The sequence below is a fragment of the Nocardioides sp. Z13_37 genome (assembly GCF_058355585.1).
In genome coordinates this window covers 348,104-372,274 of the sequence record NZ_JBZGDV010000001.1, presented here as the reverse complement: position 1 = coordinate 372,274, position 24,171 = coordinate 348,104, and the positions used below count along the sequence as shown (strand labels likewise).

General features: G+C 74.2%; 25 protein-coding genes. 13 read left to right on the top strand and 12 right to left on the bottom strand.

Annotated elements, in window-relative coordinates; genetic code table 11:
* Nucleotides 1-174 precede the first annotated feature (174 nt).
* From AC4H2S_RS01780 to AC4H2S_RS01765, 4 genes are all read right to left on the bottom strand, one after another.
* Nucleotides 175-819, bottom strand: coding sequence for a hypothetical protein (locus tag AC4H2S_RS01780; RefSeq protein WP_491495240.1), 645 nt, complete (start codon nucleotides 817-819; stop codon nucleotides 175-177).
* Nucleotides 819-1,607: an IclR family transcriptional regulator gene (locus AC4H2S_RS01775; RefSeq protein WP_491495239.1), complete on the bottom strand. Its 789-nt coding sequence runs from the start codon at nucleotides 1,605-1,607 to the stop codon at nucleotides 819-821. Before AC4H2S_RS01775 ends, AC4H2S_RS01780 begins: the two co-directional genes overlap by 1 nt.
* Nucleotides 1,608-1,614: 7 nt before the next feature.
* Nucleotides 1,615-2,217: a hypothetical protein gene (locus AC4H2S_RS01770; RefSeq protein WP_491495238.1), complete on the bottom strand. Its 603-nt coding sequence runs from the start codon at nucleotides 2,215-2,217 to the stop codon at nucleotides 1,615-1,617.
* A gap of 98 nt (nucleotides 2,218-2,315) precedes the next feature.
* Nucleotides 2,316-2,795 carry a hypothetical protein gene (locus tag AC4H2S_RS01765; RefSeq protein WP_491495237.1) on the bottom strand — a complete coding sequence of 160 codons (480 nt, stop codon included), beginning with the start codon at nucleotides 2,793-2,795 and terminating at the stop codon, nucleotides 2,316-2,318.
* Between the two features lie 172 nt (nucleotides 2,796-2,967).
* Here AC4H2S_RS01765 and hutH point away from each other — a divergent pair, with 172 nt between their 5' ends.
* On the top strand, nucleotides 2,968-4,530 hold the full coding sequence (gene hutH / locus AC4H2S_RS01760) for a histidine ammonia-lyase (protein ID WP_491495236.1): 1,563 nt from the start codon (nucleotides 2,968-2,970) through the stop codon (nucleotides 4,528-4,530).
* Nucleotides 4,527-6,218 carry a urocanate hydratase gene (hutU, locus tag AC4H2S_RS01755; RefSeq protein ID WP_491495235.1) on the top strand — a complete coding sequence of 564 codons (1,692 nt, stop codon included), beginning with the start codon at nucleotides 4,527-4,529 and terminating at the stop codon, nucleotides 6,216-6,218. Before hutH ends, hutU begins: the two co-directional genes overlap by 4 nt.
* Before the next feature lie 143 nt (nucleotides 6,219-6,361).
* On the opposite strand, the gene AC4H2S_RS01750 is transcribed toward hutU, so the two are convergent.
* Nucleotides 6,362-7,633, bottom strand: a complete 1,272-nt coding sequence (locus AC4H2S_RS01750) for a phosphotransferase family protein (RefSeq protein WP_491495234.1) — start codon at nucleotides 7,631-7,633, stop codon at nucleotides 6,362-6,364.
* A 71-nt stretch (nucleotides 7,634-7,704) separates the two neighbouring features.
* On the opposite strand from AC4H2S_RS01750, the gene AC4H2S_RS01745 reads away from it, so the two are divergent.
* A complete protein-coding gene (locus tag AC4H2S_RS01745; protein ID WP_491495233.1) occupies nucleotides 7,705-8,733 on the top strand; it encodes a M48 family metallopeptidase in 1,029 nt (342 codons plus the stop codon).
* Between the two features lie 284 nt (nucleotides 8,734-9,017).
* On the opposite strand, the gene AC4H2S_RS01740 is transcribed toward AC4H2S_RS01745, so the two are convergent.
* The 3 genes from AC4H2S_RS01740 to AC4H2S_RS01730 all read right to left on the bottom strand — a co-directional run bounded on the left by AC4H2S_RS01740 (nucleotide 9,018) and on the right by AC4H2S_RS01730 (nucleotide 11,260).
* Complete coding sequence (locus tag AC4H2S_RS01740; RefSeq protein WP_165355940.1) at nucleotides 9,018-9,161, bottom strand: hypothetical protein; 144 nt, start codon at nucleotides 9,159-9,161, stop codon at nucleotides 9,018-9,020.
* A 142-nt stretch (nucleotides 9,162-9,303) separates the two neighbouring features.
* The gene (locus AC4H2S_RS01735; protein WP_491495232.1) at nucleotides 9,304-10,173 is read right to left on the bottom strand and encodes an HpcH/HpaI aldolase/citrate lyase family protein; all 870 of its coding nucleotides are present in this window, start codon (nucleotides 10,171-10,173) and stop codon (nucleotides 9,304-9,306) included.
* 1 nt (nucleotide 10,174) lies between these two features.
* Nucleotides 10,175-11,260, bottom strand: coding sequence for an HpcH/HpaI aldolase/citrate lyase family protein (locus AC4H2S_RS01730; protein ID WP_491495231.1), 1,086 nt, complete (start codon nucleotides 11,258-11,260; stop codon nucleotides 10,175-10,177).
* A 139-nt stretch (nucleotides 11,261-11,399) separates the two neighbouring features.
* On the opposite strand from AC4H2S_RS01730, the gene AC4H2S_RS01725 reads away from it, so the two are divergent.
* Nucleotides 11,400-11,762, top strand: coding sequence for an NADH-quinone oxidoreductase subunit A (locus AC4H2S_RS01725; protein ID WP_491495230.1), 363 nt, complete (start codon nucleotides 11,400-11,402; stop codon nucleotides 11,760-11,762).
* A gap of 27 nt (nucleotides 11,763-11,789) precedes the next feature.
* Here AC4H2S_RS01725 and AC4H2S_RS01720 read toward each other — a convergent pair whose 3' ends face one another.
* Complete coding sequence (locus AC4H2S_RS01720) at nucleotides 11,790-12,353, bottom strand: DnaJ family domain-containing protein (protein WP_491495229.1); 564 nt, start codon at nucleotides 12,351-12,353, stop codon at nucleotides 11,790-11,792.
* A 135-nt stretch (nucleotides 12,354-12,488) separates the two neighbouring features.
* On the opposite strand from AC4H2S_RS01720, the gene AC4H2S_RS01715 reads away from it, so the two are divergent.
* From AC4H2S_RS01715 to AC4H2S_RS01675, 9 genes are all read left to right on the top strand, one after another.
* Nucleotides 12,489-13,118: a M15 family metallopeptidase gene (locus AC4H2S_RS01715; protein ID WP_491495228.1), complete on the top strand. Its 630-nt coding sequence runs from the start codon at nucleotides 12,489-12,491 to the stop codon at nucleotides 13,116-13,118.
* The gene (gene alr, locus AC4H2S_RS01710; protein ID WP_491495227.1) at nucleotides 13,115-14,389 is read left to right on the top strand and encodes an alanine racemase; all 1,275 of its coding nucleotides are present in this window, start codon (nucleotides 13,115-13,117) and stop codon (nucleotides 14,387-14,389) included. The genes AC4H2S_RS01715 and alr overlap by 4 nt, the downstream gene beginning before the upstream one ends.
* On the top strand, nucleotides 14,386-15,369 hold the full coding sequence (locus AC4H2S_RS01705; RefSeq protein WP_491495226.1) for a D-alanine--D-alanine ligase family protein: 984 nt from the start codon (nucleotides 14,386-14,388) through the stop codon (nucleotides 15,367-15,369). Before alr ends, AC4H2S_RS01705 begins: the two co-directional genes overlap by 4 nt.
* Nucleotides 15,366-16,421, top strand: coding sequence for an acyltransferase family protein (locus tag AC4H2S_RS01700; protein ID WP_491495225.1), 1,056 nt, complete (start codon nucleotides 15,366-15,368; stop codon nucleotides 16,419-16,421). The genes AC4H2S_RS01705 and AC4H2S_RS01700 overlap by 4 nt, the downstream gene beginning before the upstream one ends.
* A complete protein-coding gene (locus tag AC4H2S_RS01695) occupies nucleotides 16,418-17,698 on the top strand; it encodes a sensor histidine kinase (RefSeq protein WP_491495224.1) in 1,281 nt (426 codons plus the stop codon). The genes AC4H2S_RS01700 and AC4H2S_RS01695 overlap by 4 nt, the downstream gene beginning before the upstream one ends.
* Nucleotides 17,671-18,357 carry a response regulator gene (locus tag AC4H2S_RS01690; RefSeq protein WP_491495223.1) on the top strand — a complete coding sequence of 229 codons (687 nt, stop codon included), beginning with the start codon at nucleotides 17,671-17,673 and terminating at the stop codon, nucleotides 18,355-18,357. The genes AC4H2S_RS01695 and AC4H2S_RS01690 overlap by 28 nt, the downstream gene beginning before the upstream one ends.
* Nucleotides 18,358-18,406: 49 nt before the next feature.
* A complete protein-coding gene (locus tag AC4H2S_RS01685; RefSeq protein WP_491495222.1) occupies nucleotides 18,407-19,636 on the top strand; it encodes a 4-alpha-glucanotransferase in 1,230 nt (409 codons plus the stop codon).
* A gap of 107 nt (nucleotides 19,637-19,743) precedes the next feature.
* A complete protein-coding gene (locus AC4H2S_RS01680; protein ID WP_491495221.1) occupies nucleotides 19,744-19,998 on the top strand; it encodes a PspC domain-containing protein in 255 nt (84 codons plus the stop codon).
* A gap of 64 nt (nucleotides 19,999-20,062) precedes the next feature.
* Nucleotides 20,063-20,692 (top strand): maleylpyruvate isomerase family mycothiol-dependent enzyme, encoded by a 630-nt coding sequence (locus AC4H2S_RS01675; RefSeq protein ID WP_491495220.1) that lies wholly within the window; start codon nucleotides 20,063-20,065, stop codon nucleotides 20,690-20,692.
* On the opposite strand, the gene AC4H2S_RS01670 is transcribed toward AC4H2S_RS01675, so the two are convergent.
* From AC4H2S_RS01670 to AC4H2S_RS01660, 3 genes are read right to left on the bottom strand one after another with little or no spacing between them, the layout of a single operon-like run.
* On the bottom strand, nucleotides 20,682-22,163 hold the full coding sequence (locus AC4H2S_RS01670) for an MFS transporter (protein ID WP_491495219.1): 1,482 nt from the start codon (nucleotides 22,161-22,163) through the stop codon (nucleotides 20,682-20,684). The two genes, AC4H2S_RS01675 and AC4H2S_RS01670, sit on opposite strands and share 11 nt — an antisense overlap.
* Nucleotides 22,160-23,494 (bottom strand): M20/M25/M40 family metallo-hydrolase, encoded by a 1,335-nt coding sequence (locus AC4H2S_RS01665; RefSeq protein WP_491495218.1) that lies wholly within the window; start codon nucleotides 23,492-23,494, stop codon nucleotides 22,160-22,162. The genes AC4H2S_RS01670 and AC4H2S_RS01665 overlap by 4 nt, the downstream gene beginning before the upstream one ends.
* Entirely contained in the window at nucleotides 23,491-24,108 is a 618-nt protein-coding gene (locus AC4H2S_RS01660; RefSeq protein ID WP_491495217.1) for a nitroreductase family protein, read from the bottom strand. Before AC4H2S_RS01660 ends, AC4H2S_RS01665 begins: the two co-directional genes overlap by 4 nt.
* Between the last annotated feature and the right edge of the window lie 63 nt (nucleotides 24,109-24,171).

The window sequence follows — 24,171 nt, the reverse complement described above, 5'->3', positions numbered from 1 at the left end:
GGGGCTGCTCCTCGGTAGGGCGTAGAGAGCCGCAGCCTAGGCCGCCGCACATGCCGACGGCAGGGCGCTACGGAGTGACAATGATCCTACCCGCTAGTAACTTGCAGCCAAGCGGTGGTGGGGGCCTCAGCTCCGGCAACTCCTACGCCGCGGTGTGCCGGTTCCGCGGCCAGCTCACCCACATCGGGGTCGACGTCCGCACCAGCCCAGGACCGGTGGGCTCCATCCGCGTCCGCTGGGCGCCGTGTCGCTCCGGCCGTCCTTGGCCACCCGCACCGCCGTGCGCCAGGCACCGTCGTCATCGCCGGACGGGTACGGGAGCTGGAGGCATTCCCACAGGGTGAGGGCGACGTAGGCGACGGGATCACCGGGCCGCACGTCCCCCACCGGCATGAAGTCCTGATCCTCTCGGCAGTAGACCCGGGTCCCAGGGCCGTCCCAGCCACCGCCGATCCGGAACTGCTGGTCGACGCGGAGGTAGGAGCGGTGCCTCGGTCCGGGCTTTCTCAACCGCGCGTCGAAGCGGCCCTCCGGCTCGGCGTCCCCGTCGACGTCGAACCAGATCGTGAGGTGGTGCCAGGGTCGGAACCCGCCCGGCACCTCGACCTCCACGATCTGAGTTTCCTCGAACTGGGGGGCGCCTCGCAGCGTGACCCGCGAGATGTCCACGGACGGGCTCGAGGTCCGACTGTCGTGGACAGTGACCCGCGCCGGCAGGTCGGCCTCGGCCGCGGGTGCCGGCGGGAGCGCGGCGACGGCGAGCATCGGCGCCATGACCGCGGTGAGAAGCAGGCGCGAGGAGAGACGGCGAGCCGGCATCAATCGACGCTAGCACCGGCCGAGGGCCCTGGGGAGGGGCGACCGCTGACGCGTCTGGTCAGCCGGGCGGCGGTGTCGGTGACGGCCGCGGCGATCGTCTCGACGTCGGGGCCGGCGTCGCTGGGGAAGGTGACGGCGACCCCGGCCACGGGGTGCCCGTTGTGGTCGAGCACCGGCGCGGCGACGCTCCCCAGCCCGGGCGTCACCTCGCCGTCCTCCGTGGCGTGCCCGCGCCGGCGGGTCTCCGACAGCACGGCACGCAGGGCGCTCAACGACGCCGGCCCCTTGCCGTGGCGGTCGACGAACGCCGTCCGGTCGGGGTAGAGCGCGCGCACCTGGCTGGCCGGCAGGGCGGCGAGCACCGCGCGTCCCGAGGCGGTCAGGTGGGCGGGCAGCCGGACGCCCACGTCGGTGACGAGCGGCGGTCGACCCGGTGCGCGCTCCTCGACGACGTAGAGCACGTCGCGCCCGTGCAGCACGGCGAGGTGGGCTCCGTGCCCGGTGCGGTCGACCAGCTCGGCCAGCGGGCGCCGGGCCAGGCGGGCCAGCGGCTCCTGCCGGGTGAACCCGCTGCCCACCTCGAACGCAGCGACGCCGAGGCCGTAGCGGTGCTCGTCGGGCAGGTGCACGACGAAGCCCTCGTCGATCATCGTGTTGAGCAGGTGGTAGGCCGTGCTGCGCGGCAGGTCGCACGCCCGCACGATCCGGTCGAGCGGGACCGGGTCGGCCTGGGTGGCCAGGAACCGGAGGACCCGCAGGGCGCGCGTCGCCGCAGGGACCTGGCTCACCGCGGGGTCAGGACCGGTCGGAGTCCCGGGTGAACCAGCCGCCCCCGCCGTCGGTCGACTCGATCGGCTTGCCCGGCATTTCCTGGGCGCCCGGCGTGCGGCGCGGGAGCGGTGGCTGCTCGGCCGACTGGTCGGCACTGGCGTCGGCCGGTGCGGCCTCGGCGCCCGCTGCGGCGGCGGGCTGCTGGTCGACGGTGGCGTCGGCAGCGACGTCGGTGTTGACGTCGGCCGGGGCGGTCGGCTGCTGGTCGGCGGTGCCGGGGACCTGCGGCGCGTAGTCGTCGGACCGGGTGTCGACCCGGGGGTCGAGCCGGTCGGCGGCGCGTACCTGCGACTCGTGCTGGGCCTCGGCCTGCTGGGCTGCCACGCGGGCCTCGTGGGCCTCGGCCTCCGCCTGGTCGGCCTTGGCGCGCACCTCCGCGGCCTGCGCCTCGGCAGCGGCCGCGCGCGCCTGGGCGGGGGCGATGGTGGCCTGCGCCTGGCCCGCCGCCTGCTGGCGCAGGCTGTCGGCACGCTCGATGTTGGCCTGCTTGTTCTTGCGCTGGATGACGAGGGCCGCGGCGGCGAGCACCACGACGAGGACGATGATGATGACGACGAGCGTGGTCACGAGGCACCTCTCACGGAACAGGGGGGCCTCAGTCTGTCAGTGCCCACGGCGTTGTCCAGCACTCCCGTGGCACCACCGACCGGATCAGGCGGAGTGGATCAGGCGGAGTGCGTCCCGCCCGTGCTGCCGCCCGTGCTGCCGTCGGTGCGACGGGGGTCGTCGGCGTCGAGCACGGTGTCCGGGTCGTGGGTGGCGGTGTCGTCGTGCGTGGTCGTCCCGGGTGTGGTCGTCCCGGGCGTGTAGTCGTCGGAGCGCGTGTCGACGTGGGGGTCGACCTCGTCGGCGGTGCGGAGCCGGTCCTCGTGCACGGCCTGCTGCTGGGTCGCGGCGACCTGGGCCTCCTGCGCCTTCGTCTGCGCCCGCTCGGCCTCGAGGCGTGCCCGCTCGGCCTCGACCTCCGCCTCCTTGGCGCGCACCTGCGACTCGGGGATCTGGGTGGCGTGCTCGCGCGCCTCGGACCGCAGTCGTTCGGCCTGCTCGTGCTGCTGCTTCTTGCGCTGCTGCGTGACCAGCCAGGCGACGAGCGCCGCCACGACCAGCACCACGACCAGGACGATGATCCACGTCGTCGTATCCATCGGGGGACCTCCTTGCTCCGGCGGCCCGGACGGCTCGCCACGGCGTCCACCGTGCCACAACGCGAGCGGGCGGGTTCCCCCCGTTCGGGTGAGGGCATCGGTCTGGGATCCGAGACATCAGACGTGCGCGGAGTGCTGGCGCGGGCCCGGCTGCGCGTGTTGCATGGTGCTCATGCAGACCATCCAGCCCATCGAGGTCGGGGTCGGTCCCGTCTCGTTCGAGCAGCTCGTCAGCGTCGCCCGCGACGGCGCGCCCGTCACGCTGGGCGACGACGCGCTGGCCGCGATCGACCACGCCCGGGGCGTGGTCGAGGCGCTGGCCGCCGCCGAGACCCCCACCTACGGCGTGAGCACCGGCTTCGGGGCGCTGGCCACGCGCCACATCCCCACCGAGATGCGCGCCCAGCTCCAGCGCTCGCTCGTCCGCTCCCACGCCGCCGGCTCCGGTCCGGAGGTGGAGCGCGAGGTGGTGCGTGCCCTCATGCTGCTGCGGCTGTCGACGCTCGCGACGGGTCGCACCGGCATCCGCAGCCAGACCGCCCGGCTCATGGCCGACCTGCTCTCGCACGGCATCACCCCGGTCGTGCGCGAGTACGGCTCGCTCGGCTGCTCCGGCGACCTCGCGCCCCTGTCGCACTGCGCACTGGCGCTGATGGGTGAGGGCGAGGTGCGCGACGCGTCCGGTGCGCTGGTGCCGGCGGCCGACGCGCTCGCCGCCGCCGGCCTCGAGCCGGTCGAGCTCGAGGCCAAGGAGGGATTGGCCCTCATCAACGGCACCGACGGCATGCTCGGCATGCTCGTGCTGGCGATCACCGACCTGCGGATGCTGCTGCGCACCGCCGACGTGGCCGCCGCGATGAGCGTCGAGGCGCAGCTGGGCACCGACCGGGTCTTCGCGCCCGAGCTCCAGGCGATCCGCCCGCACCCGGGGCAGGCGCTGTCCGCGGCCAACCTCACCGCGCTGATGGCCGACTCCGCGATCGTCGCCTCGCACCGCACCGGTCCCGGCAACACCGTGGAGTGCAACCGGGTCCAGGACGCGTACTCGCTGCGGTGCTCGCCCCAGGTGCACGGCGCCGCCCGCGACACCGTCGAGCACGCCGCCACCGTCGCCGGCCGCGAGCTCGCCAGCGCGATCGACAACCCGGTGGTGGTCGGCGACCGGGTCGAGTCCAACGGCAACTTCCACGGCGCGCCCGTCGGCTACGTCCTCGACTTCCTCGCGATCGTCGCGGCCGACGTCGCCTCGATCAGCGAGCGCCGCACCGACCGGTTCCTCGACCGCGCGCGCAGCCACGGGCTGCCGCCGTTCCTCGCCGCCGACCCGGGCGTCGACAGCGGCCACATGATCGCGCAGTACACCCAGGCCTCGATCGTCTCCGAGCTCAAGCGGCTCGCCGTCCCCGCCTCGGTCGACTCGATCCCCTCCAGCGCGATGCAGGAGGACCACGTCTCGATGGGGTGGAACGCCGCCCGCAAGCTGCGCCGCGCCGTCGACGGGCTGTCGCGGGTGGTCGCCGTCGAGGTGCTCACCGCGGCCCGCGCGCTCGACATGCGCGCGCCGCTCGAGCCGTCGTCGGCCACCGGTGCCGTCGTACGACGCCTGCGCGAGGCCGGCATCGAGGGCCCCGGGCCCGACCGCCACCTCTCGCCCGAGATCGAGGCCACCGTCGACCTCGTGCAGTCCGGTGCGGTGCTCGCCGCCGCCGAGTCCGTGATCGGAGACCTGAAGTGAACGCCGAGACCAACCCCCGCCTGCCCATCCACGCCGCCACCGGCACCGAGCTGAGCGCGAAGTCGTGGCAGACCGAGGCGCCGCTGCGGATGCTGATGAACAACCTCGACCCCGACAACGCCGAGCGCCCCGAGGACCTCGTCGTCTACGGCGGCACCGGCAAGGCGGCGCGCAGCTGGGAGGCCTACGACGCCATCGTCGCCACCCTGCGCGACCTCGAGGACGACGAGACGCTGCTGGTGCAGTCGGGCAAGCCCGTCGGCGTGATGCGTACCCACACGTGGGCGCCGCGGGTGCTGATCGCCAACTCCAACCTCGTCGGCGACTGGGCCGACTGGGAGGAGTTCCGCCGCCTCGAGGACCTCGGGCTGACCATGTACGGCCAGATGACCGCCGGCTCGTGGATCTACATCGGCACCCAGGGGATCCTCCAGGGCACCTTCGAGACGTTCGCCGCGATCGCGGACAAGAAGTTCGGCGGCACCCTCGCCGGAACGATCACGGTCACCGCCGGACTCGGCGGCATGGGCGGCGCGCAGCCGCTCGCCGTCACCATGAACGACGGCGTCGCCATCTGCGTCGAGTGCGACCAGCACCGCATCGACCGGCGCCTGGAGACGCGCTACCTCGACGTCCAGGCGCGCGACCTCGACCACGCCGTCGAGCTGGCGCTGGAGGCCCGCGACGAGCGCCGCGCCCTGTCGATCGGTCTGCTCGGCAACGCCGCCGACGTGCTGCCCGAGCTGCTCGAGCGCCACCTCGACGGCTCGGTCCGCCTCGACGTCGTCACCGACCAGACCTCGGCGCACGACCCGCTCTACTACCTTCCGTCCGGGACGGCGTACGACGACTGGGAGCGCGAGCGCACCGACGACCCGCGCGGGTTCACCAAGCGCAGCCAGGAGTCGATGGCGCGCCACGTGCGGGCGATGGTCGAGCTCCAGGACGCCGGCGCCGAGGTCTTCGACTACGGCAACTCGATCCGCGACGAGGCGCGCAAGGGCGGCTACGACCGGGCGTTCGCGTTCCCCGGCTTCGTGCCCGCCTACATCCGGCCCCTGTTCTGCGAGGGCAAGGGCCCGTTCCGCTGGGCGGCGCTCTCCGGTGACCCCGCCGACATCGCGGCAACCGATCGGGCGATCAAGGAGCTCTTCCCCGCCGACGAGAAGCCGGAGTACGCCCGGCTGCACCGGTGGCTCGACATGGCGTCCGAGCGCGTGCAGTTCCAGGGGCTGCCCGCGCGGATCTGCTGGCTGGGCTACGGCGACCGCGCGAAGGCGGGCGCGAGGTTCAACGAGATGGTCGCCAGCGGCGAGCTGACGGCGCCGATCGTGATCGGCCGCGACCACCTCGACTGCGGGTCGGTGGCCTCGCCCTACCGCGAGACCGAGGCGATGCTGGACGGCTCCGACGCCATCGCCGACTGGGCGATCCTCAACGCCCTGGTCAACACCGCCTCCGGCGCGACCTGGGTCTCCTTCCACCACGGCGGCGGCGTCGGCATCGGCCGCTCCCTCCACGCCGGCCAGGTCACGGTCGCCGACGGCTCCCCGTTGGCCGCCGAGAAGATCGAGCGGGTGCTCACCAACGACCCGGGCATGGGCGTGATCCGCCACGTCGACGCGGGCTACGACCGCGCCGTTGAGGTCGCCGACGAGCGCGGGGTGCGGGTCCCGATGCGCGACTGACCGGCTGGCCCCGGGGTCCCGGCGCGTCCTCGCCCCGGCTCGAGCGGTGACGTCCCCGCTCAACCACCCGGATCCGGGTGTCCCAGCGGGGACGAGGGTGTCCTAGTGGCCGTACGACGCGTCGGGTCGTCGTCTGCCCGCGGCTACTCGTCGGTCGTGACCGACTCGAGGAGCTTGCGCGTCAGCATCAGCACGGCGCCGTCGAAGTCGCGGGTGCCGGCCTCGATCCCATCGCCCAGCCGATCGAACGTGACGGTCTGGAAGACCAGGTCGACCAGCGGTGCCAGCTCGACCGCGCGGTCGAAGTCGGCCTCGGGGAACGCGTCGCGCCACGGAAGCAGGACGGTGCGCACCCGGTCCTCCGCCTGGGTCCCGTCCGCCTCGGCGAGCCAGTGCGCGAGGTGGGTGCCGTCGAGGAAGGGGTGCGTGATGCAGCCGTCGCTCCAGTCGAAGACCCGCACGCCCGAGCCGTCGAAGGCGACGTTGCCCGAGTGCAGGTCACCGTGGGCGAGGGTGTCGGGGAAGCCGCAGGCCCAGAGCTCGCGCACCCGCGCCTCGACGAGCGGGACCGCTTCGACGAGGGCGCCGCGCTCGTCCGTGGTCAGCGCGTCGAGCTCGTGGTTGGTCGCCAGTGCGCCGCGCCAGGCCGTCAGGGTCTCCTCCGCGCCTCGGCGAGGAGCGCCCGCCCCGCGCAGCTCGTCGAGCCAGTCCAGCGAAGCGATCTGGGCAGCGGCCCACAGCGGCGCGAGGGTCATGGCGGCCTCTGCCGGCGCGCCGTCGTCCTCGACCCCCGGCAACGGCTCGGTCAGGAGCCAGCACCTCCTGTCCTCGACGGCGACCACCTCCGGGACCAGGTGTGGGAGGTGGGCGGCGAGCGTCGCCACGATGGCAGCCTCGGCCGCGAAGTGCGCGCAGCTGGCCTTGAACCACACGGGACCTCGGTCGGTCGGGACGACGTGGACCGCCGAGATGCTCCAGACGCGATGGGTCTGGAGCGGGCCGGTGCGCGACCGGCCGGTGTCCACCAGCGCGGCGTCGATCCAGGCCTCGACCTCGTCGGACCATCCGGGGCGATACCAGTCCGGCCGGTGTGCGGGCGGCGTGCCCCAGTGCTCACGGACCGCCCGCTCGACCTGGACGCGCACCTCCTCGCCGAGGTGGTCAGGCTCGATCCAGTGCCCCCGCTCAGGTGCGCCGCTGCGCGCGCGGACGACGTGCAGGCGGTTGACCTCGTCGAGGACGACCACCGGCGCGAGGTGCACGGCGTCGGTGAGCAACCGGCTGGCGGTGGCCGTCGGGCTCGGCCCACCTGCCTCCGGATCGTGGACGAAGGTGGGCAGCCGTCCGTCGTCGTCCACCCACACCCGCTCCCCGTCGGTGAGGGCGACGTGAATCGTGCGCGGCGGACGGGTCACCGCCGCATCGTGGCACGCGCGACGTTGCCGGATCCCATGACTTTCCCGCGCGCGTACGTCAGGATCCCTCCATGGCATCGGGGGAGAAGAAGCCGGCGCGTGCGCGCGTCGTGCTCACGGACATCAGCTCGCGGGCGTGGGAGCACCCCGCCGACAAGGGTGCACTGGTCGCCCTGCGCAGGCTCAAGGGCTTCGACGTGCTGCTCAAGACCATGTCGGGCGTGTTCCGCGAGCGGGCCTGGCGGCTGACGCTGCTGGGCTCCGCGGTGCGCGTCGACGAGCGGCAGTTCGCCCGGCTGCACCGGCTGCTCGCGGAGGTCGGGCGCAGCCTCGACGTCAGCGACCTGCCGGAGATGTACGTCCAGGCCGACCCGACGCTCGGCGCCGTCACGATCGGCATGGACCGGCCGATCATCGTGCTGTCGTCGGGCCTGGTGCACCACCTCGACGACGACGAGCTCCGCTTCGTCATCGGCCACGAGCTCGGCCACGCCGTCAGCGGACACGCGGTCTACCGCACGCTCCTGGTGCGCCTGCTCGGTCTGGGCGGCCTGCTCAATGCCGTGCCCGGCGGCGCGATCGGCATCCGGATGGTCACCGTCGGGCTGCTCGAGTGGTCGCGCAAGGCCGAGCTGTCGGCCGACCGCGCCGGCCTGCTCGCCAGCCAGGACCCGACCGCGGCGCTGCGCACGCACATGAAGCTCGCCAGCGGCGGCACCCTGGAGGAGCTCGACGTCACGTCGTTCCTCCAGCAGGGAGCGGAGTACGACGAGGGCGGCGACGTGCGCGAGTCGCTCATCAAGCTGTCGCTGCTGCAGCAGCAGAGCCACCCGTTCGCCGTCGTCCGGGCCACCGAGCTGCGCCGCTGGACCGACTCCGGCGCGTACACGACGATCCTCGCGGGCAACTACCCGCGCCGCGAGGACGACGACACCGCCTCGGTGAGCGAGGCCGCGCAGGAGGCGGCCGCGAGCTACACCGCGTCGTTCGAGCGGACCCAGGACACCCTCGGCCGCCTGGTCCACGACCTCGCCGGCTGGATGGGCACGGCCAGCACCTGGCTCAACGACCGCTTCCGCCGCGGCAACGAGAGCGCCTGAGCTCAGCCCCGTCCGGGCGGGCCCTGCGGCGCCGGGTCGCCGGTCGCCGGGTCGGCGGCGAGCGCGGGCTCGAGGAGAGCGCGCGTCGAGGTGGGGCCGCGGCGCGTACGTCCGAGGCGGCCCGGTGCGTCCTACGGATCGGAGCCGATGGGTGCGGGTTCGGATGACGCAGGGGAACGGCGGACGGATGACGCACGAGAACGGCGGGCGGAGGGAGCGACCCCGGGACGCGGCAGGACCCCGGACACCAAGGGTGTCCGGGGTCCTCGCGGGGTGGCGGAGTGCTACCAGACCCGTCGGCTGGAGCCGCCGATCGGCACGAAGTTCAGCACCAGACCGACCACGATCAGGATGATTCCGATGGTGGTCAGGATGCTCTGGGGGAGCAGGAGCCCGAGGATGAGAAGGATGAGTCCGAGGACGATCATGGGGGTGCCTCCTAGGTGATGCGACAGGCCCACGGTGGGCAGGGCGCGGTCACTCTTGCGGGTCCGCGGCGCGTTGGACAATTCGCCTCATCCGTGTGGGTGAGGCGATGTCAAGACCCTGTCCACCCTTCGGCGCCGGGCCTCAGTCGGTGCCGAGCGCCTCGATCGCCTCGTGGATCGACAGCGTCCGACGGGCCGACTCGACGTGGAGGTTCTCGATCATCCGGCCGTTGAGGGTCACCACGCCGGCACCGGCGCCGGCCTCGAACGCGGCGATCAGCTCGCGCGCGTCCTCGACGGCCGCGGGGCTCGGCGCGAAGGCGCGGTTGGCCCCCTCGACCTGCCCGGGGTGGACGAGGGTCTTGCCGTCGAAGCCCATCTGGCGTCCCTGCTCGCACTCGGCGAGGAAGCCGTCGGTGTCCTTGACGTCGTTGTAGACGCCGTCGAGCACCGCGATGCCCGCGGCCCGTCCGGCGAGCAGCGCGGTGTGCAGGCTCGGCAGGATCGGGGCGCGCCCGGGGACGTGCTCGGCGTAGAGCTCCTTGACGAGGTCGTTGGTGCCGATCACGAACGCGCCGAGCCGCTCGGAGGACCGGGCGATGGCGAGCGCGTCGAGGATCGCGACGGGCGTCTCGACCATCGCCCACAGCCGGGTGTGGTCGGGCGCGCCGGCCTTCTCCATCGCGGCGACCAGCCGGGCCACCTCGTCGGCGCTCTCCACCTTCGGCACGACGATCGCGTCGGGCCCCGCCTGGCTGGCCGCCGCGAGGTCGGCGTCGTGCCACTGGGTGCCGATCGCGTTGACCCGGATGGTGACGGTGCGCCTGCCGTAGTCGCCGCTGGCCGCGGCCGCGGCGGCGGCCTCGCGGGCCGACTCCTTGGCGTCGGGCGAGACGGCGTCCTCGAGGTCGAGGATCAGGCCGTCGCACGGGATCGTCCGCGCCTTCTCCAGCGCCCGCTCGTTGGAGCTGGGCATGTAGAGGACGCTGCGCAGGGGGGTGAACTCGTTCATCTCAGGCCTCCTCGACCACGATCGCGTCGTACTGCTTCCTCAGCTCCGGGTCGATCGCGGCCAGCTCCTCGGCGAGGGCGACCATGACCTGGCACTGCTTGACGGAGGCGTCGTCCTCCATCTTGCCGTCGATCATCACCGCGCCCGTGCCGTCGCCCATCGCGGCGATCACGCGCCGCGCGTGCGCGACGTCCTCGACGCTGGGGGAGAAGACGCGGTTGGCGATCGCGATCTGCGCGGGGTGCAGGCTCCACGCGCCGACGCAGCCGAGGAGGAAGGCGTTGCGGAACTGGTCCTCGCAGCCCACCGTGTCCGCGATGTCGCCGAACGGCCCGTAGTAGGGGTAGATCCCGTGCATCGCGCACGCGTCGACCATCCGGGCGATCGTGTAGTGCCACAGGTCCTGCTGGTACGTCGCCCGCTCGGCGTCGTGCTGCGCCTGGCCGGCGGCGTCGCGCGGGGCGTCCTGGCGCACGAGGTAGCCCGGGTGGCCGCCTCCGACGCGGGTGGTCTTCATGCGGCGGTCGGCGGCGAGGTCGGCCGGCCCGAGGGACAGGCCCTGCATCCGGGGGCTGGCGCCGCAGATCTCCTCGATGTTGGCCACGCCGCGCGCGGTCTCGAGGATCGCGTGGACGAGGATCGGCCGGTCGAGCCCGGCCTTCGCCTCGAGCTGGGCGAGCAGCCGGTCGACGTAGTGGATGTCCTCGGCGCCCTGGACCTTCGGCACCATGATGACGTCGAGCTTGTCGCCGATGGCGGGCACGAGGGTGGTCAGGTCGTCGAGCACCCACGGGCTGTCGAGCGAGTTGATCCGGGTCCACAGCTGGGTCGGCCCGAAGTCGGTCGCGCGGGCGATGTCGACCAGGCCCTGGCGCGACTTCTCCTTGTTCTCCGCCTTGACGGCGTCCTCCAGGTTGCCGAGCAGCACGTCGACCGTGCCCACCATGCCGGGCACCTTGGCGGCCATCTTCTCGTTGCCGGGGTCGAAGAAGTGGATCGCGCGGCTCGGCCGGGCGGGGATCTCGCGCGGCGGCGTGGGTGCGCCGACGGCGAGCGGCGCGAAGAAGTCCTTGGCGGGGCGTGTCATGGGCGCAAACTACCGCTGCGCCGGAGCAGCCCGATATGACCCATGTCTCCCTGCCGGGCAGGGCACGGGCACGCCATCGTCTTGCCCGTTGCTGCTAGGACTTGGGGCCACGCATCCGGCCCGACAAGAGGAGCGAGCTGTGGAGCTCTACCTGCCCGTGGTGGTCCTGTCGGCGATCGCCGGACTCTTCGCGGTCGGCTCGGTGCTGATGAGCTCGGTGGTCGGTCCCAAGCGCTACAACCGCGCGCGCCTCGACTCCTACGAGTGCGGCATCGACCCGGTGTCCGACCCGGGCCGCAGCGGCCGCACGATCCCGGTGCGCTACTACCCCGTCGCGATGACGTTCATCATCTTCGACGTCGAGATCATGTTCCTCGTGCCGTGGGCGGTGCACTTCGACCAGCTCGGCACCTTCGGCTACCTGGCGGTCGTGCTGTTCATCCTCAACCTGTCGCTGGCCTACGCCTACGAGTGGCGTCGCGGCGGCCTCGACTGGGACTGAGCCCGCCGGCAGCGGGCCCGCCAGCGGTCAGCGGGTGCGGCGGCGGCGCCACCACGAGCGCTGCTGGGGCGGCGGCGCGGCAGCACGGGCCGCGGCCCGCTGCGCCTCGATGCGGGACGCCCGACGCTCGTTCCACGCCTCGACCTCCGCGTCCACGTCGCGCAGTGCGGTGACCACCGGCGGACCGCCCTGCAGCTGACGGCGGGTCTCCACCACGCGGCGGTTGAAGTCGTCGAGCTCGCGCCGCACCTCGCGCTCGACCGAGATCGCGTCGAGCCGGGCGTCGAGCTCGGCGTCCTCCTTGCGCAGCGCGATGGCCGGCGGGAGGATCGCGATGTTCTCGCGCTCGACGAGCTTCTTGACCCACCAGTCGGGGTCGTGCTCGGCACCGAGATCCTCGATCGGCTTGCCCGTGCCCGGCAGGTCGTCGAACTCGCCGCGCTCCATCGCCTGGCGCACCTGCAGGTCGACCCACGTCGACTGCTGGGCGATCCGGGCAGCGGAGGCAGAACGCCCCGTGCGGTCGTCGCGCTCGCGCTCGCGGCGTCCCGACCCGGGGTCCGCGACGTCGAAGTCGTCGTTCTCGGACATGCGTCGAGTCTACGGTCGCCGGTCACGCCGAGGCACCCGTCGGCGGGCGGTCCCGGACCGATCTCGTCCTCGAGGACAGCAGCCCGGCACCTCAGATGGAGGCGGGGGGACGGCCCTGACCGCGAACGTTGGGTCATGGTGATCCTCCTGTCCGACCCCCGTGTCGCCGCCGTGCCCGTGCATGAGTCCGGCGAGCCCCTGGTCCGCCTCGACGCGTCGTTCGGGCCGGCCCGGGCGCTGGTCAGGCGGGGCCTGGCCGACCGGCTGGCCCACGCCCGGCGCGACCTCCCGCCCGGCATCGCGATCCGGGTCGTCGAGGGGCACCGGTCGGTGGCCGACCAGCGCGCGATCGTCGCCGCCTACGCCAGGGAGGTCCGCGCCGCCCATCCGGAGGCCGGCCCCGACGAGGTGCGGCGGCTCACCAGCCGCTTCGTCGCGCCGGTGGACGTCGCGCCGCACGTGGCCGGCGCGGCGGTGGACCTGACGCTGGTCGACGCCTGCGGCGACGACCTCGACCTCGGCACGCCCATCGACGCGACGCCGGAGCAGTCCGACGGCGCCTGCTACTTCGCCGCGGCCGGCATCGGGGCCGACGCCCGCGCGCACCGCGACCTGCTGGCGCGCGTGCTCGGCGGCGCCGGGCTGGTCAACTACCCCACCGAGTGGTGGCACTGGAGCTTCGGCGACCGCTACTGGGCGCTCGTCACCGGCGCCGGCGCCGCGACCTACGGCCCGGCCCGCGTCGGCGACGAGGCAGCCGCGTGAGCGCGCTGGCCGTGGCCCCCACCGCGGTCCCCGGCGCAGCGCCCACCCTGGACGTCGACCTGTCGGCCGTCGCCGCCAACACCCGCCTGATCGCCTCGCGCACCGCGGCCGAGGTGATGGCGGTGGTGAAGGCCGACGGCTTCGGGCACGGCGCGGCCGGTGTGGCCCGCACGGCGCTGGCGCACGGGGCGACCTCGCTCGGTGTCACCAGCATCGAGGAGGCGCTCGCCCTGCGTACGGCCGGCCTGACCGCGCCCGTCCTCAGCTGGCTCAACCCCGTCGACGCCGCGTACGCCGACGCGCTGGCCGGTGAGGTCGAGATCGCCGTGCCCTCGCGCGAGCACCTCGACGCCGTCGTCCGCGCCCAGCGGTCCGCGCCGCACCAGCGCTCGGCCCGCATCCACCTGCACCTCGACACCGGCATGGCCCGCGACGGTGCGGAGCCGTCGGCGTGGCCCGACCTGTGCCGGGCCGCCCGCCGGGCGGAGCGGGCGGGACTCGTCCGCGTGGTCGGGGTGATGGGACACCTCGGCTGCGCCGACGACCCGGCCGACGGGTGCAACGCGCTGGGCCGGCGGCGCTTCGCGTGGGGGGTGGAGACGGCGCGGGGCGCCGGGCTCCGCCCCGCCCGCCGCCACCTCGCGGCCACGGCGGCGACCCTGCTGGACGTCCGCAGCCACCACACGACCGTCCGGGTGGGCGCCGGCCTCGTCGGGATCGACCCCACCGGCACCACCGTCCTGCGCTCGGGGCTGACCCTCACCGCGCCCGTGGTCGGCGTCCGTCGCGTCCGCGCCGGCGCGGGCGTCGGCTACGGGCACACCTGGATCGCGCCCGCGGCGACCCACCTGGCGCTGCTGCCGCTCGGCTACGCCGACGGGCTGCCGCGCGCCGCCTCCGGTCGCGCCGAGGTGCTGCTGCGCGGGCGCCGGCGACCGGTCGTCGGGCGGATCTCGATGGACCAGGTCGTCGTCGACCTCGGCGCCGACCACGCCGAGCCCGGCGACACCGCCACCGTGCTGGGCCCCGGCGCCGCCGGCGAGCCGACCGTCGGCGACTGGGCCCGCTGGGCCGACACCCTCCCGCACGAGATCGTCACCGGGATCGGTCCCCGCGTGCGCCGCAGCGTCCGCCCCTCCATCCATCCCGCCATCCACCCCGCCGCCGACGGCGCCGATGGCGCCGTCGACCCCGGCGCCAGCCCCACCCGCAGCCTCTCGCCCCACGTCTCGTCCCCCCTCTCGTCCCCCCGGCTCAGGAGCATCCCGTGACCACCCGCACCACCTCGCAGGCCGCCCGCACCCGCATCCGGGTCGCCGTCGTCGGCGGCGGCCAGAGCTGCGAGCACGAGGTCTCCCTCGCCTCCGCCGCCGCGGTCGCGGCCGCACTCGACCCGACGGCCTACGACGTCGTGCGGCTGACCATCGGGCTCGACGGCCGCTGGGCCAGCGGCGACCACGCCCTCGGTCTCGGCGAGGCCGTGACAGTCCTTCAGTCATGTGCCGCCGTGCTGCCCGTGGTGCACGGTCCCCGCGGCGAGGACGGCTCGCTCGCCGCGCTCTGCGAGCTCGCCGGGGTCGCCTACGTCGGCTCCGGCGTCGGGGCCGGGGCGCTGGCGATGGACAAGTGGGCGACCAAGCTCGTCGCCGGGGCGCTCGGCATCGCCACCGCGCCCGGCGTGCTGCTCACCGCGGCCTCCGCCGGGTCGTACGCGTGGACCCACCCGGTCGTCGTCAAGCCCGTCGCGGCCGGCTCGAGCCACGGCGTGAGCCTGGTCGGCGACCCGTCGGGGCTGGCCGACGCGCTCGCGGCGGCGTTCGCCCTCGACGACCGCGTGCTCGTCGAGGACGTCGTCGCGGGCCGGGAGGTCGACGTCGCCGTCCTCGGCGGTGCGGACGGCACCCGCGTCGTGTCGCCGGCCCTCGAGGTCGTGGTGGACGGGTGGTTCGACTACGCGGCGAAGTACGGCGGCGGCGCCGACTTCCGCGTGCCCGCCGCGCTGTCGGACGCCGAGCGCACCGCCCTCGAGGAGGCCGCGCTCACGGTCTACGACGCCCTCGGCTGCGCGGGCGTGGCGCGGGTCGACTTCTTCGTGACCGGCGACGGCCCGGTGCTCAACGAGGTCAACACCATGCCCGGCTTCACCGAGCAGTCGCAGGTGCCGCGGATGTTCGCCGCGGCCGGGATGACGTACGGCGACCTGCTCGACCGCCTCGTCCGCGACGTGCTCCCGGGTCCGGGAACGGCGTGACGGCGGGGACGGCGGGGACGGCGGGGACGACGGACGCGACGGCGAGGCGGGTCGAGGGCATCGACCTCCTCCGCGGGATCGCCGTCGGCCTGGTGATGCTGCGCCACGCGTGGCCGGCGGCGTTCCCCGGCGCGGGCGTCGTGGGGGTGGTGATGTTCTTCGCGCTCAGCGGCTACCTGATCACGGGGCTGCTCCTCGACGAGGCCGATCGCACCGGCCGGGTGGACCTGCGCCGCTTCTACCTGCGCCGGGCGCGCCGGCTGGTGCCGGCGCTGCTGTTCCTGGTGGCCGGGGTCCTCGTGGTGACGTTGCTGCTCGATCCCCTGGGTGACCGCGACGAGCTCGGCCGCACCGTCCTGGTGGTCCTGACGTGGACGGGCAACCTGCCCTTCGGTCACGCCAGCGACGCGACCTTCCACCTCTGGACGCTCGCGACGGAGGAGCAGTTCTACCTGGTGTGGCCGGCCGTCGTCGTGCTGGCCGCCACCCGCGGACGGATGCCCCTGGCCCTGCTGGCCGCCGGTGCGACGTCCGTGCTCGCCTGCGTCGCGACGCTGCTCTGGCTGCGCGAGGACGCGGACCTGGCCTACTCCCTCCCCACCTCGTGGGGGCTGTGCTTCGTGGTCGGTGCCGCCGCACGGGTCGGCGTCGGCAGGCTCGCCGGCGTGCGGATCCCGGCCGGTGTGGCCACCTGGGCGCCGGCCGCCGCGCTGGCCGGTCTTACCCTCCTCAGCGTGGTTCCATTGCGCGGTCACGCGCTCACCTACCTGGCAGGAGGACCGGCCATCGCCTCGCTCACCGCGGTGCTGCTGCTCTGCTGGCGTTCCTGGGCAGACGTCACCGGCCCGGCGCTGCGCGCCCTGGTCTGGCTCGGCACCGTCTCCTACTCGGCGTACCTGTGGAACTACCCGCTGACCGTCTGGATGAGGCCCCACCTCGAGCAGGCCGGGCTGTGGGCGGCGGTGTTGACCCTGCCGCTCGCGGGATTCAGCTGGTACGCGGTCGAGCAGCCGCTCCGGACGCGACGCCGGCCGGTCGCGGTGGCGGCATGACCCGGGCGTGGCGGACCTGGGCCCCCGACGTCGCGGTCGGTGTCCTGGTGCTGATCGTCGGTCTGGTCGAGACGATGACCGCCGAGCACTTCTTCTCACCGCCCCAGTCGCTGCTCCTGGTCGCCGTCGGCATGGCCGTCGCCGCGGGCCTGTCCAGGCGAGCGCCGGCGGTCGCGCTGCTGCTGGTCTGGGGGCTCTGCGGTCTCCAGCTCCTCACGGGCAGCGACGTGATGGTCGCCCAGGTCGCCATCGCGGTCGTGGCCTTCGGCACCGCGCGCTGGGGGGCGCTCCCGACGGTCTGGCTCAGCGCGCTCTCGATCCCTGCTGCGGGGCTCATCGTCTTCGTGGTGATGGCGGCACCGCAGCTCTCTGGACTGGTCGACCAGGTCGGCCTCGGGGCGATCGTCTCGGAGATCTACTCCTACGGCGACACCTGGCAGATCGCCGCGGCGGTGACCGGGATGTCCGTGCTCGGTGTCCCGTGGCTCGCCGGGCTGGCGCTGCGGTTCATGTCGCGGGCCAGGAGGTCGGAGATCTCCCAGGTCGCCGCCGAGGAGGACGCTGCCCAGGCGCACCGCGAGTCCGAGCAGGCCCGCGAGATCGCCCGCCTGCGGGAGGAGCAGGGCCGCCTGGCCCGCGACGTGCACGACGTGGTCGGCCACTCGCTCGCGGTGATCCTGGCCCAGGCCGAGTCGGCGCAGTACCTCGAGGACGCCGACACCGACCGGCTGAAGCAGACGATGGCCACCATCGCCACGTCGGCGCGCACCTCGCTGCAGGACGTCCGCCAGGTGCTGACCACCACCCAGGGCGCCACCGCGCCCGGGCGCAGCGCCAGCCTCGACAGCCTGGTCGACAACGTCCGCTCCAGCGGGCACGAGGTCGTCTCCAGCGTCGTCGGCCAGCCGCAGCCGCTGCCGCCCGAGCTCGAGACGGTCGCCTACCGCGTCCTGCAGGAGATGCTGACCAACGCGATCAGGCACGGCCGCCGCGACACCCCGGTCACCGTGGAGCGGCACTGGGAGGGCGAGCTGCGCCTCGAGGTCCGCAACGTCGTGGACCCCGCCGCCTCCGACGCCACGCAGCCGATCCGCACCGCGTCGACCCCGGACGCCCCGTCCGCCGCGGGCCCGGGGCAGGCGCCCGGCCGGGGCATCGACGGCATGCGGCGCCGGCTGGAGGCGGTCGGCGGCCGCCTCGACGTACGCCGGCGCGACGAGGCGGGCGGGCAGACGTTCACCGCCACCGCGTGGCTGCCCGTGCGGAGCGCATCGTGATCCGGGTCGTGCTGGTCGACGACCAGGAGCTCTTCCGGGAGGGCGTGCGCACGATCATCGACGCCCAGGAGGGGATGGAGGTCGTCGGCGTCGCCGGCGACGGCTTCGAGGCCGTCGCGGTCTGCGACGAGCTCCAGCCCGACGTGGTGCTGATGGACATCCGGATGCCGGAGATGGACGGCGTCGAGGCCACCCGCCAGCTGTTCGCGCCCGACCGCGTGTCGCGGCGCGAGCACCCGCTGCGCGTGGTGGTGCTGACGACCTTCAACCTCGACGACCGTGCGGCGACGGCCATCCGCTACGGCGCCAGCGGCTTCCTGCTCAAGGACACCACCCCGCTGATGCTGCGCGACGCGATCCGCACGGTCCACGCCGGCAACGCGGTGCTCGCCCCGGCCGACCTGTCCCTGCTCCTGCGCGGCCAGTTCGTCGCCCGGGCACCCGCGCCGGCGGCCTACCTCGCCCTGACGGACAAGGAGCGCGAGGTCTTCGCCGCGGTGGCGCGCGGGATGTCCAACACCGAGATCGCCGCGGAGATCTTCGCCTCGGAGTCGACGGTCAAGACCCACGTCGGCTCGGTGCTGCGCAAGCTGTCGCTGCGCGACCGGGTGCAGATCGTGGTGTTCGCGCACGAGCACGGCCTGGTCGAGGCGCGCTGAGGCACGCGGGCGCTCCCGGTCCTCGGTGCGCCATGGCAGGCTGCTGCCCATGGCGATCCAGGGCCTCCACGACCGTGCCGCAGGAGTCCAGCTCCACGTGACCTCGCTGCCCGGCGGCCGGCTCGGGGAGCCGGCCCGCGACTTCGTGCGGTGGCTGGCCGCCGCCGGCCAGTCGGTGTGGCAGGTGCTCCCCCTCACCGTCCCCGACGCGCACGGGTCGCCGTACGCCTCCCCGTCCGCCTTCGCCGCCTGGCCGGGGCTGCTCGAGGACCCGGGTGCGCCGGTGGGCGACGACGAGGTGCGGGCGTTCGCCGACGAGAACGCCTACTGGACCGGGTCGTGGACGGCGCACGGCGGCGATCTCGCCGACCAGGTGCGCTTCCAGCGCGAGTGGCAGGCGCTGCGCTCCTTCGCCGCCGACCACGGGGTCCGGGTGCTGGGCGACATCCCGATCTACGTCGCCGCCGGCAGCGCGGACACGGCGACGTGGCCCGAGCTGTTCCGTCACGACGCCGTCGCCGGCGTACCGCCCGACGCCTTCACCGACACCGGCCAGCTGTGGGGCAACCCGCTCTACGACTGGACGGCCATGGCGGCCGACGGCTACCGGTGGTGGGTGGAGCGGCTGCGCCGGAGCCTCGCGCTCCACGACCTCGTCCGCATCGACCACTTCCGCGGCTTCGCGGGCTTCTGGGCGGTGCCGGCCGACCACGAGACGGCGGAGCACGGCAGCTGGCAGCCGGGCCCGGGGCGGGCGGTCTTCGACGCCGCGTCCGCCGAGCTCGGGCCGCTGCCCGTCGTCGCCGAGGACCTCGGGGTCATCGACGCCCCCGTCGAGGAGCTCCGCGAGGCCCTGGGCTTCCCGGGGATGGCGGTCCTGCAGTTCGCCTTCGACCCCGACGGCGAGGACCGCTCCCACGAGCCGGAGAACCTGCGCCACGACCAGGTCGTCTACACCGGCACCCACGACAACGACACCGTCGTGGGCTGGTGGGACACCCTGCCGGCCCGACGGCGCCGCGAGGCCGAGCGCGCCTGGAGCGCGGCCGGCATCACCGACCCGGACCCTGCGTGGGCGATGATCCGGCTCGCCCACCACGCCCCCTGCGCGCTCGCGATGGTGCAGGCCCAGGACGTGCTGTCGCTGGGCGGCGAGGCCCGGATGAACACCCCCGGCTCCGCGGCCACCTGGTCGTGGCGCCTCCAGCCCGGCATGCTCACCGACGACCTGGCGCGGCGCCTGCGCGAGGTGAGCGAGGAGTCCGGTCGCGTCCGCTGACCCCCGTCGTCCTCGGGGTCGGGCCGGGTGACCAGGGGCGCACGCCCGGGGTCGGACCGGGGTCGTTCCCGATGGTCCGGCGGGCGCGGATGACGCATGCTGGAGGCATGGAGAAGATCCGTACGTCCTTCGCCCGCCAGGGTCTGGTCCGCTCGACCGACCGCGCGATCATCGCCGGCGTCTGCGCCGGCGTCGGCCGGCGCCTCGGCCTCACGCCGTGGATCACCCGCCTGCTGTTCGTCGTGACGCTCTTCGCGATCCCGGGCAGCCAGATCCTCATCTACCCGCTGCTGTGGCTGCTGATGCCGTCCGAGGACAGCATCGAGGCCGCCGCCGCCCGGGGGTCGCTCCCGCCCCGCTGACCCTCCCGGCGGCCTCTCACGCAGCGCGCGACCCGATGTCCCCGCCTCCTGAGAGGCTGGACGGATGAGCGATGTGTGGGACCTGGTGCGCGCCGAGCGCGCGGCACTGGTCGACGACCTGTCCGGACTGAGCGACGAGCAGTGGGAGGTGCCGTCGCTGTGCGGCGGGTGGACGGTGCACGACGTCGCCGCCCACCTCGTCGACAACGCCAGGACGACCCGGGTCGGGATCGTGCTCGCGATGGTGCGGGCGCGCTTCGACTTCGACCGGCAGAACGACCAGGGGGTCGCGCGCGAGAAGGGCGCGACGCCCGCCGAGACGCTCCAGCGGCTGCGCGAGGTCGTCGGGCGCACGACCACGCCGCCGGCCCCGCTCGACAGCCGGCTGGTCGAGGAGGTCGCGCACGGCGAGGACGTCCGGCGCCCGCTCGGCCTCACCCGTGCCTACCCCGAGGAGACCGTGGTCCGGGCCCTCGCCCACCAGCTCAGGACGCCGGTGGGACTGGGCGGCGGCAAGCAGCGCGCAGCCGGCCTCCGGCTGGTCGCCGACGACGCCGACTGGTCGCACGGCGAGGGCCCGGAGGTCCGGGGGCCGCTGGTGTCGCTGCTCATGGTCGTCTCCGGGCGGGAGCAGGCGCTCGACGACCTGACCGGCCCCGGGGTGGCCCGGCTCAGGGGCGCCCTCAGCGGGTGAGCGGCGCGGGAGCGTCGCCGAAGGCGTGCTTCGGGGCGGCCAGCAGGGCGAGCGCGGCCAGGAACGACGCTCCGGCACACACCGCCCACACGGTGAGGTAGCCGCTGAACGGCGCCACCTGCTCGGAGGTCGCGTCGAGCGAGCCGGTCGCCGTGAGCGCGATCGCGAAGATCGCCGAGGCGATCGCGCCGCCGACGGTCTTGGTGCCGTTGGTCATGCCCGTGGCGATCCCGGTGCGCTCGGGTGGCGCCGCGGCAGCCGCGGCCGCCGGCAGCGCCGCCACCAGCGCGCCCGACCCGAGGCCGGCGACGCCCATGTTGAGCAGCGCCTGCCACGTCTCGTCGTGGAACGGCAGCCACAGCAGGTAGCCGCCGCCGACCAGCAGGCACGCGACCACGAGCGCGCGGCGCACGCCGCCGAGCAGCCGGGTGGTCAGCGGCAGCGTGAAGGCGCCGATCGCGAGCGTGACGACGTAGAGGCCGATGAGGGTGGAGATGAACGCCGGCTCTGCACCGAGCCCGTAGCCGCGCTCGACGGGGTCGGCCTGGGCGTACGTCGACAGCGGGATCTGGCCGCCGAGCACCGGGATGCCGAAGAGGAACGCCGTCACCTGCACGGGCCACTGCGCCGGTCCGGCCAGCAGCCGCACGTCGACGATCGGCTCGGGGTGCTGCTGCTCGAAGCGCCAGAAGGCGGCGAAGACGAGCAGCGACAGCAGGATCGTCGACCAGCCGAGCAGCGACCCGGCGCCGTCGAGGCGCAGCCACACCAGGCCGCCCATCAGCACGCCGAGGGCGAGGGTGATCAGCCCCAGGCCGGTCCAGTCGAGGCCGCCGCCGGTGTCGTCGCCCGGCGCCTGCTCGATGCCGGCGAGGATCACGAAGAACACCGCGGTGACCACGACGGCGGGCAGGGCGAGCAGGACGTTCATGTCGAGGGTGTCGACGAGCAGCCCGCTGCTCAGCGCGCCCACGATCACCGCCAGCTCGAGCGAGCCGACCAGGACGGCGGCGCCGCGGCGGGTCAGCAGCTCCTGACGGCCGGAGTCGCGCGTGCGCCGGTGGATGATCGCGATCTCCAGCGGCAGCCACACGACGTACGCGCCCTGGACGGCCCAGCCGAGGAGGAAGCTGCCGAAGCCGGGGGCGAACGCCAGCCACCACGAGCCGATCGCGGTCGCGGCCGTCGAGATCAGGAGCACCCGCTTGTGGCCGACGAGGTCGCCGAGCCGCGCGAGGAGCGGGATGCAGAGCGCGCTGACGATGAGCTGCGCCGCCTCGAACCAGTTGATGTCCCCCTCGCTGATGGAGAGGTGCTCGGCGATCTGCGGGTAGATGGGCGTGTAGTAGCCCTGCAGGATCCCGCTGGCGAGCTCGACCAGCACCAGGAAGCCGACGACGGTGGCCAGGCCCTTGACCGCCGTGTGCGCGGCCGGGGCCTTGAGCGGGCCGGGCGGGATCTCGGTGCTCATGCCGGAAGCCTCTCGATCAGCAGCCGATACCAGCGGGAGCCGTCGACGAGGTCGGCGACGCCGAGGTGCTCGTCGTAGGAGTGGATGGCCTCGCGCTGGGCCTTGGACATCCGGAACGGGGCGAAGCGGTAGACGTGGTCGCTGATCGCGGTGAAGTGCCGCGAGTCGGTGGCCGCCATCATCACGTAGGGCGTCGCGACGGCGTCGGGGAACACCTCCCCGATGCAGTCCTCGAGGAGCTCGAACGCCTCGTCCATCGGGGAGACCGGCGACGGCTCGCCGGACTCGACCACCTCGATGCGGATCGAGTCGTCGTCGACCGCGCGGCGCACGTGCTCCACGACGCCCGCGACGGTGTCGCCGACCATGACGCGGATGTTGAGCCCCGCGCGGGCCGTCGAGGCGATGACGTTGAGGGCGGGGGAGCCGCTGAGGGTGGTGGTGGCGACGGTCGTGCGGGTCATCGCCGCGGCCTCCGGGCCGGCGGCGAGGAGCGCCCGCGTGATCACCGGTGCGAGCCGGTCGGCGCGGCCCAGCAGGGGACGCAGCGGAAGCGGCACGTGGGGTGCCAGCCGGCGCGCCAGCTCGAGCGTCGGGGCCGGCGCGGACGCCGGGAACGGCGACTTCTCGACCCGCAGGATGGCCCGGGCGATGCGGGCGGTCGGGCCGTTGCGTGCCGGCGTCGAGGCGTGGCCGCCGCGCCCCTCGGCCACCAGCTCGAGCGAGGTGGTGCCCTTCTCGGTCACGCCGATGACGCCCAGGGGCGCCTTCACGCCGGGGAACGCGCCGCCCGCGATCGCGCCGCCCTCGTCGAGGACCAGCCACGGCGTCACGCCGCGCCGGCGCAGCACGTCGACGGCCTCCGCGGCCGCGGTGCCGCTGACCTCCTCGTCGCAGCCGAAGGACAGCCACACGTCCTGGGCCGGCACGTGGTCGGTCTCGAGCAGCTGCTCGACGGCCTCGCAGATCGCCGCGACGCAGCCCTTGTCGTCGAGCGTGCCGCGCCCCCAGATCGCCGGACCCGCGGGGGAGTCGTGGATCTCGCCGCCGAACGGGTCGTGCTGCCACGGGGCGTCCGCGTCGACCGGCACGACGTCGAGGTGGGCCATCAGCACGACCGGGCGCTCCGCGCTCGCCCCGGCCCAGTGGAGGAGCAGGCCGTGGCTGCCGACGCGGGTGAGCCCGAGCCGGTCGTGGAGCAGCGGGAACTGCGTCGCGAGCTCGGCGAGCAGCCGGTCGAAGGCGTCGGTGTCGACGCGAGCCGGGTCGCGGTCGGAGACGGTGGGGATGCGGACGAGCGCCTGCAGGGCGGCGACGACGCGGTCGGTCATGGGGTGACCGTAGTGCCCCACCGCCCGCGGTGGACCAGATCGGTCCGTCGCCTCCGACGCGCCGGCGACCCGGGCGCCCCCGCGTCGTCGTCCTCACGGTGCCCGACGGTGATCGCGCCGACCGGCGCGTGGTCGACGGGGATGCCGAACGCCGCGCGGAAGGACGCCAGGTGCTCGCCGGGGATCCCGAAGAAGCAGGCGCCGAGGCCCTCGTCGACGGCCGTCTGGAGGACGAGCAGCGACGCCATGCCGGCGTCGACCCACCAGTACGGCACGGGCCAGCGCGCCTCGTCGCGGTCGGCCCATCCCTTGTCGGGCTGGGCGTAGCGGTCGAGGTAGGCCGCCTTGCTGGTCAGCGGCACGATGACGACCGGCGCGGTGCGCATGCCGTCGAGCCAGGCGTTGCGGACGTCCGGGTCCGCCCCTGTCGCCGCCCAGAAGAGCGCCACGTCGTCGGGGGTGTCCAGCACCAGGAACGCCCACCCCTGGGTGAACCCGGCGTTGGGCGCGCGCTGGGCGTGCTCGAGCATCCGCTCGACGGCCGCCGGGTGGACGGGCCGGTCGGCGTAGCGGCGCACCATGCGCCGGCGGCGGACGACGTCGCGGAACTCCATGGGGGCAGGCTCTCACCCTCGCCGCCTGCCGCTGTAACGCCGGGTTACCAGCTGTACCCACCA

Excerpts from the sequence above, each read along its gene's own strand:
- AC4H2S_RS01680 (WP_491495221.1), top strand. The coding sequence starts at position 19,744 with ATGGAGAAGATCCGTACGTCCTTCGCCCGCCAGGGTCTGGTCCGCTCG.
- AC4H2S_RS01685 (WP_491495222.1), top strand. The coding sequence starts at position 18,407 with ATGGCGATCCAGGGCCTCCACGACCGTGCCGCAGGAGTCCAGCTCCAC.
- AC4H2S_RS01695 (WP_491495224.1), top strand. The coding sequence starts at position 16,418 with ATGACCCGGGCGTGGCGGACCTGGGCCCCCGACGTCGCGGTCGGTGTC.
- AC4H2S_RS01740 (WP_165355940.1), bottom strand. The coding sequence starts at position 9,161 with ATGATCGTCCTCGGACTCATCCTTCTCATCCTCGGGCTCCTGCTCCCC.
- AC4H2S_RS01720 (WP_491495229.1), bottom strand. The coding sequence starts at position 12,353 with ATGTCCGAGAACGACGACTTCGACGTCGCGGACCCCGGGTCGGGACGC.
- AC4H2S_RS01730 (WP_491495231.1), bottom strand. The coding sequence starts at position 11,260 with ATGACACGCCCCGCCAAGGACTTCTTCGCGCCGCTCGCCGTCGGCGCA.
- AC4H2S_RS01765 (WP_491495237.1), bottom strand. The coding sequence starts at position 2,795 with ATGGATACGACGACGTGGATCATCGTCCTGGTCGTGGTGCTGGTCGTG.
- AC4H2S_RS01745 (WP_491495233.1), top strand. The coding sequence starts at position 7,705 with ATGGCATCGGGGGAGAAGAAGCCGGCGCGTGCGCGCGTCGTGCTCACG.
- AC4H2S_RS01735 (WP_491495232.1), bottom strand. The coding sequence starts at position 10,173 with ATGAACGAGTTCACCCCCCTGCGCAGCGTCCTCTACATGCCCAGCTCC.
- AC4H2S_RS01670 (WP_491495219.1), bottom strand. The coding sequence starts at position 22,163 with ATGAGCACCGAGATCCCGCCCGGCCCGCTCAAGGCCCCGGCCGCGCAC.
- hutH (WP_491495236.1), top strand. The coding sequence starts at position 2,968 with ATGCAGACCATCCAGCCCATCGAGGTCGGGGTCGGTCCCGTCTCGTTC.
- AC4H2S_RS01675 (WP_491495220.1), top strand. The coding sequence starts at position 20,063 with ATGAGCGATGTGTGGGACCTGGTGCGCGCCGAGCGCGCGGCACTGGTC.
- AC4H2S_RS01660 (WP_491495217.1), bottom strand. The coding sequence starts at position 24,108 with ATGGAGTTCCGCGACGTCGTCCGCCGCCGGCGCATGGTGCGCCGCTAC.
- AC4H2S_RS01665 (WP_491495218.1), bottom strand. The coding sequence starts at position 23,494 with ATGACCGACCGCGTCGTCGCCGCCCTGCAGGCGCTCGTCCGCATCCCC.
- AC4H2S_RS01780 (WP_491495240.1), bottom strand. The coding sequence starts at position 819 with ATGCCGGCTCGCCGTCTCTCCTCGCGCCTGCTTCTCACCGCGGTCATG.
- AC4H2S_RS01715 (WP_491495228.1), top strand. The coding sequence starts at position 12,489 with ATGGTGATCCTCCTGTCCGACCCCCGTGTCGCCGCCGTGCCCGTGCAT.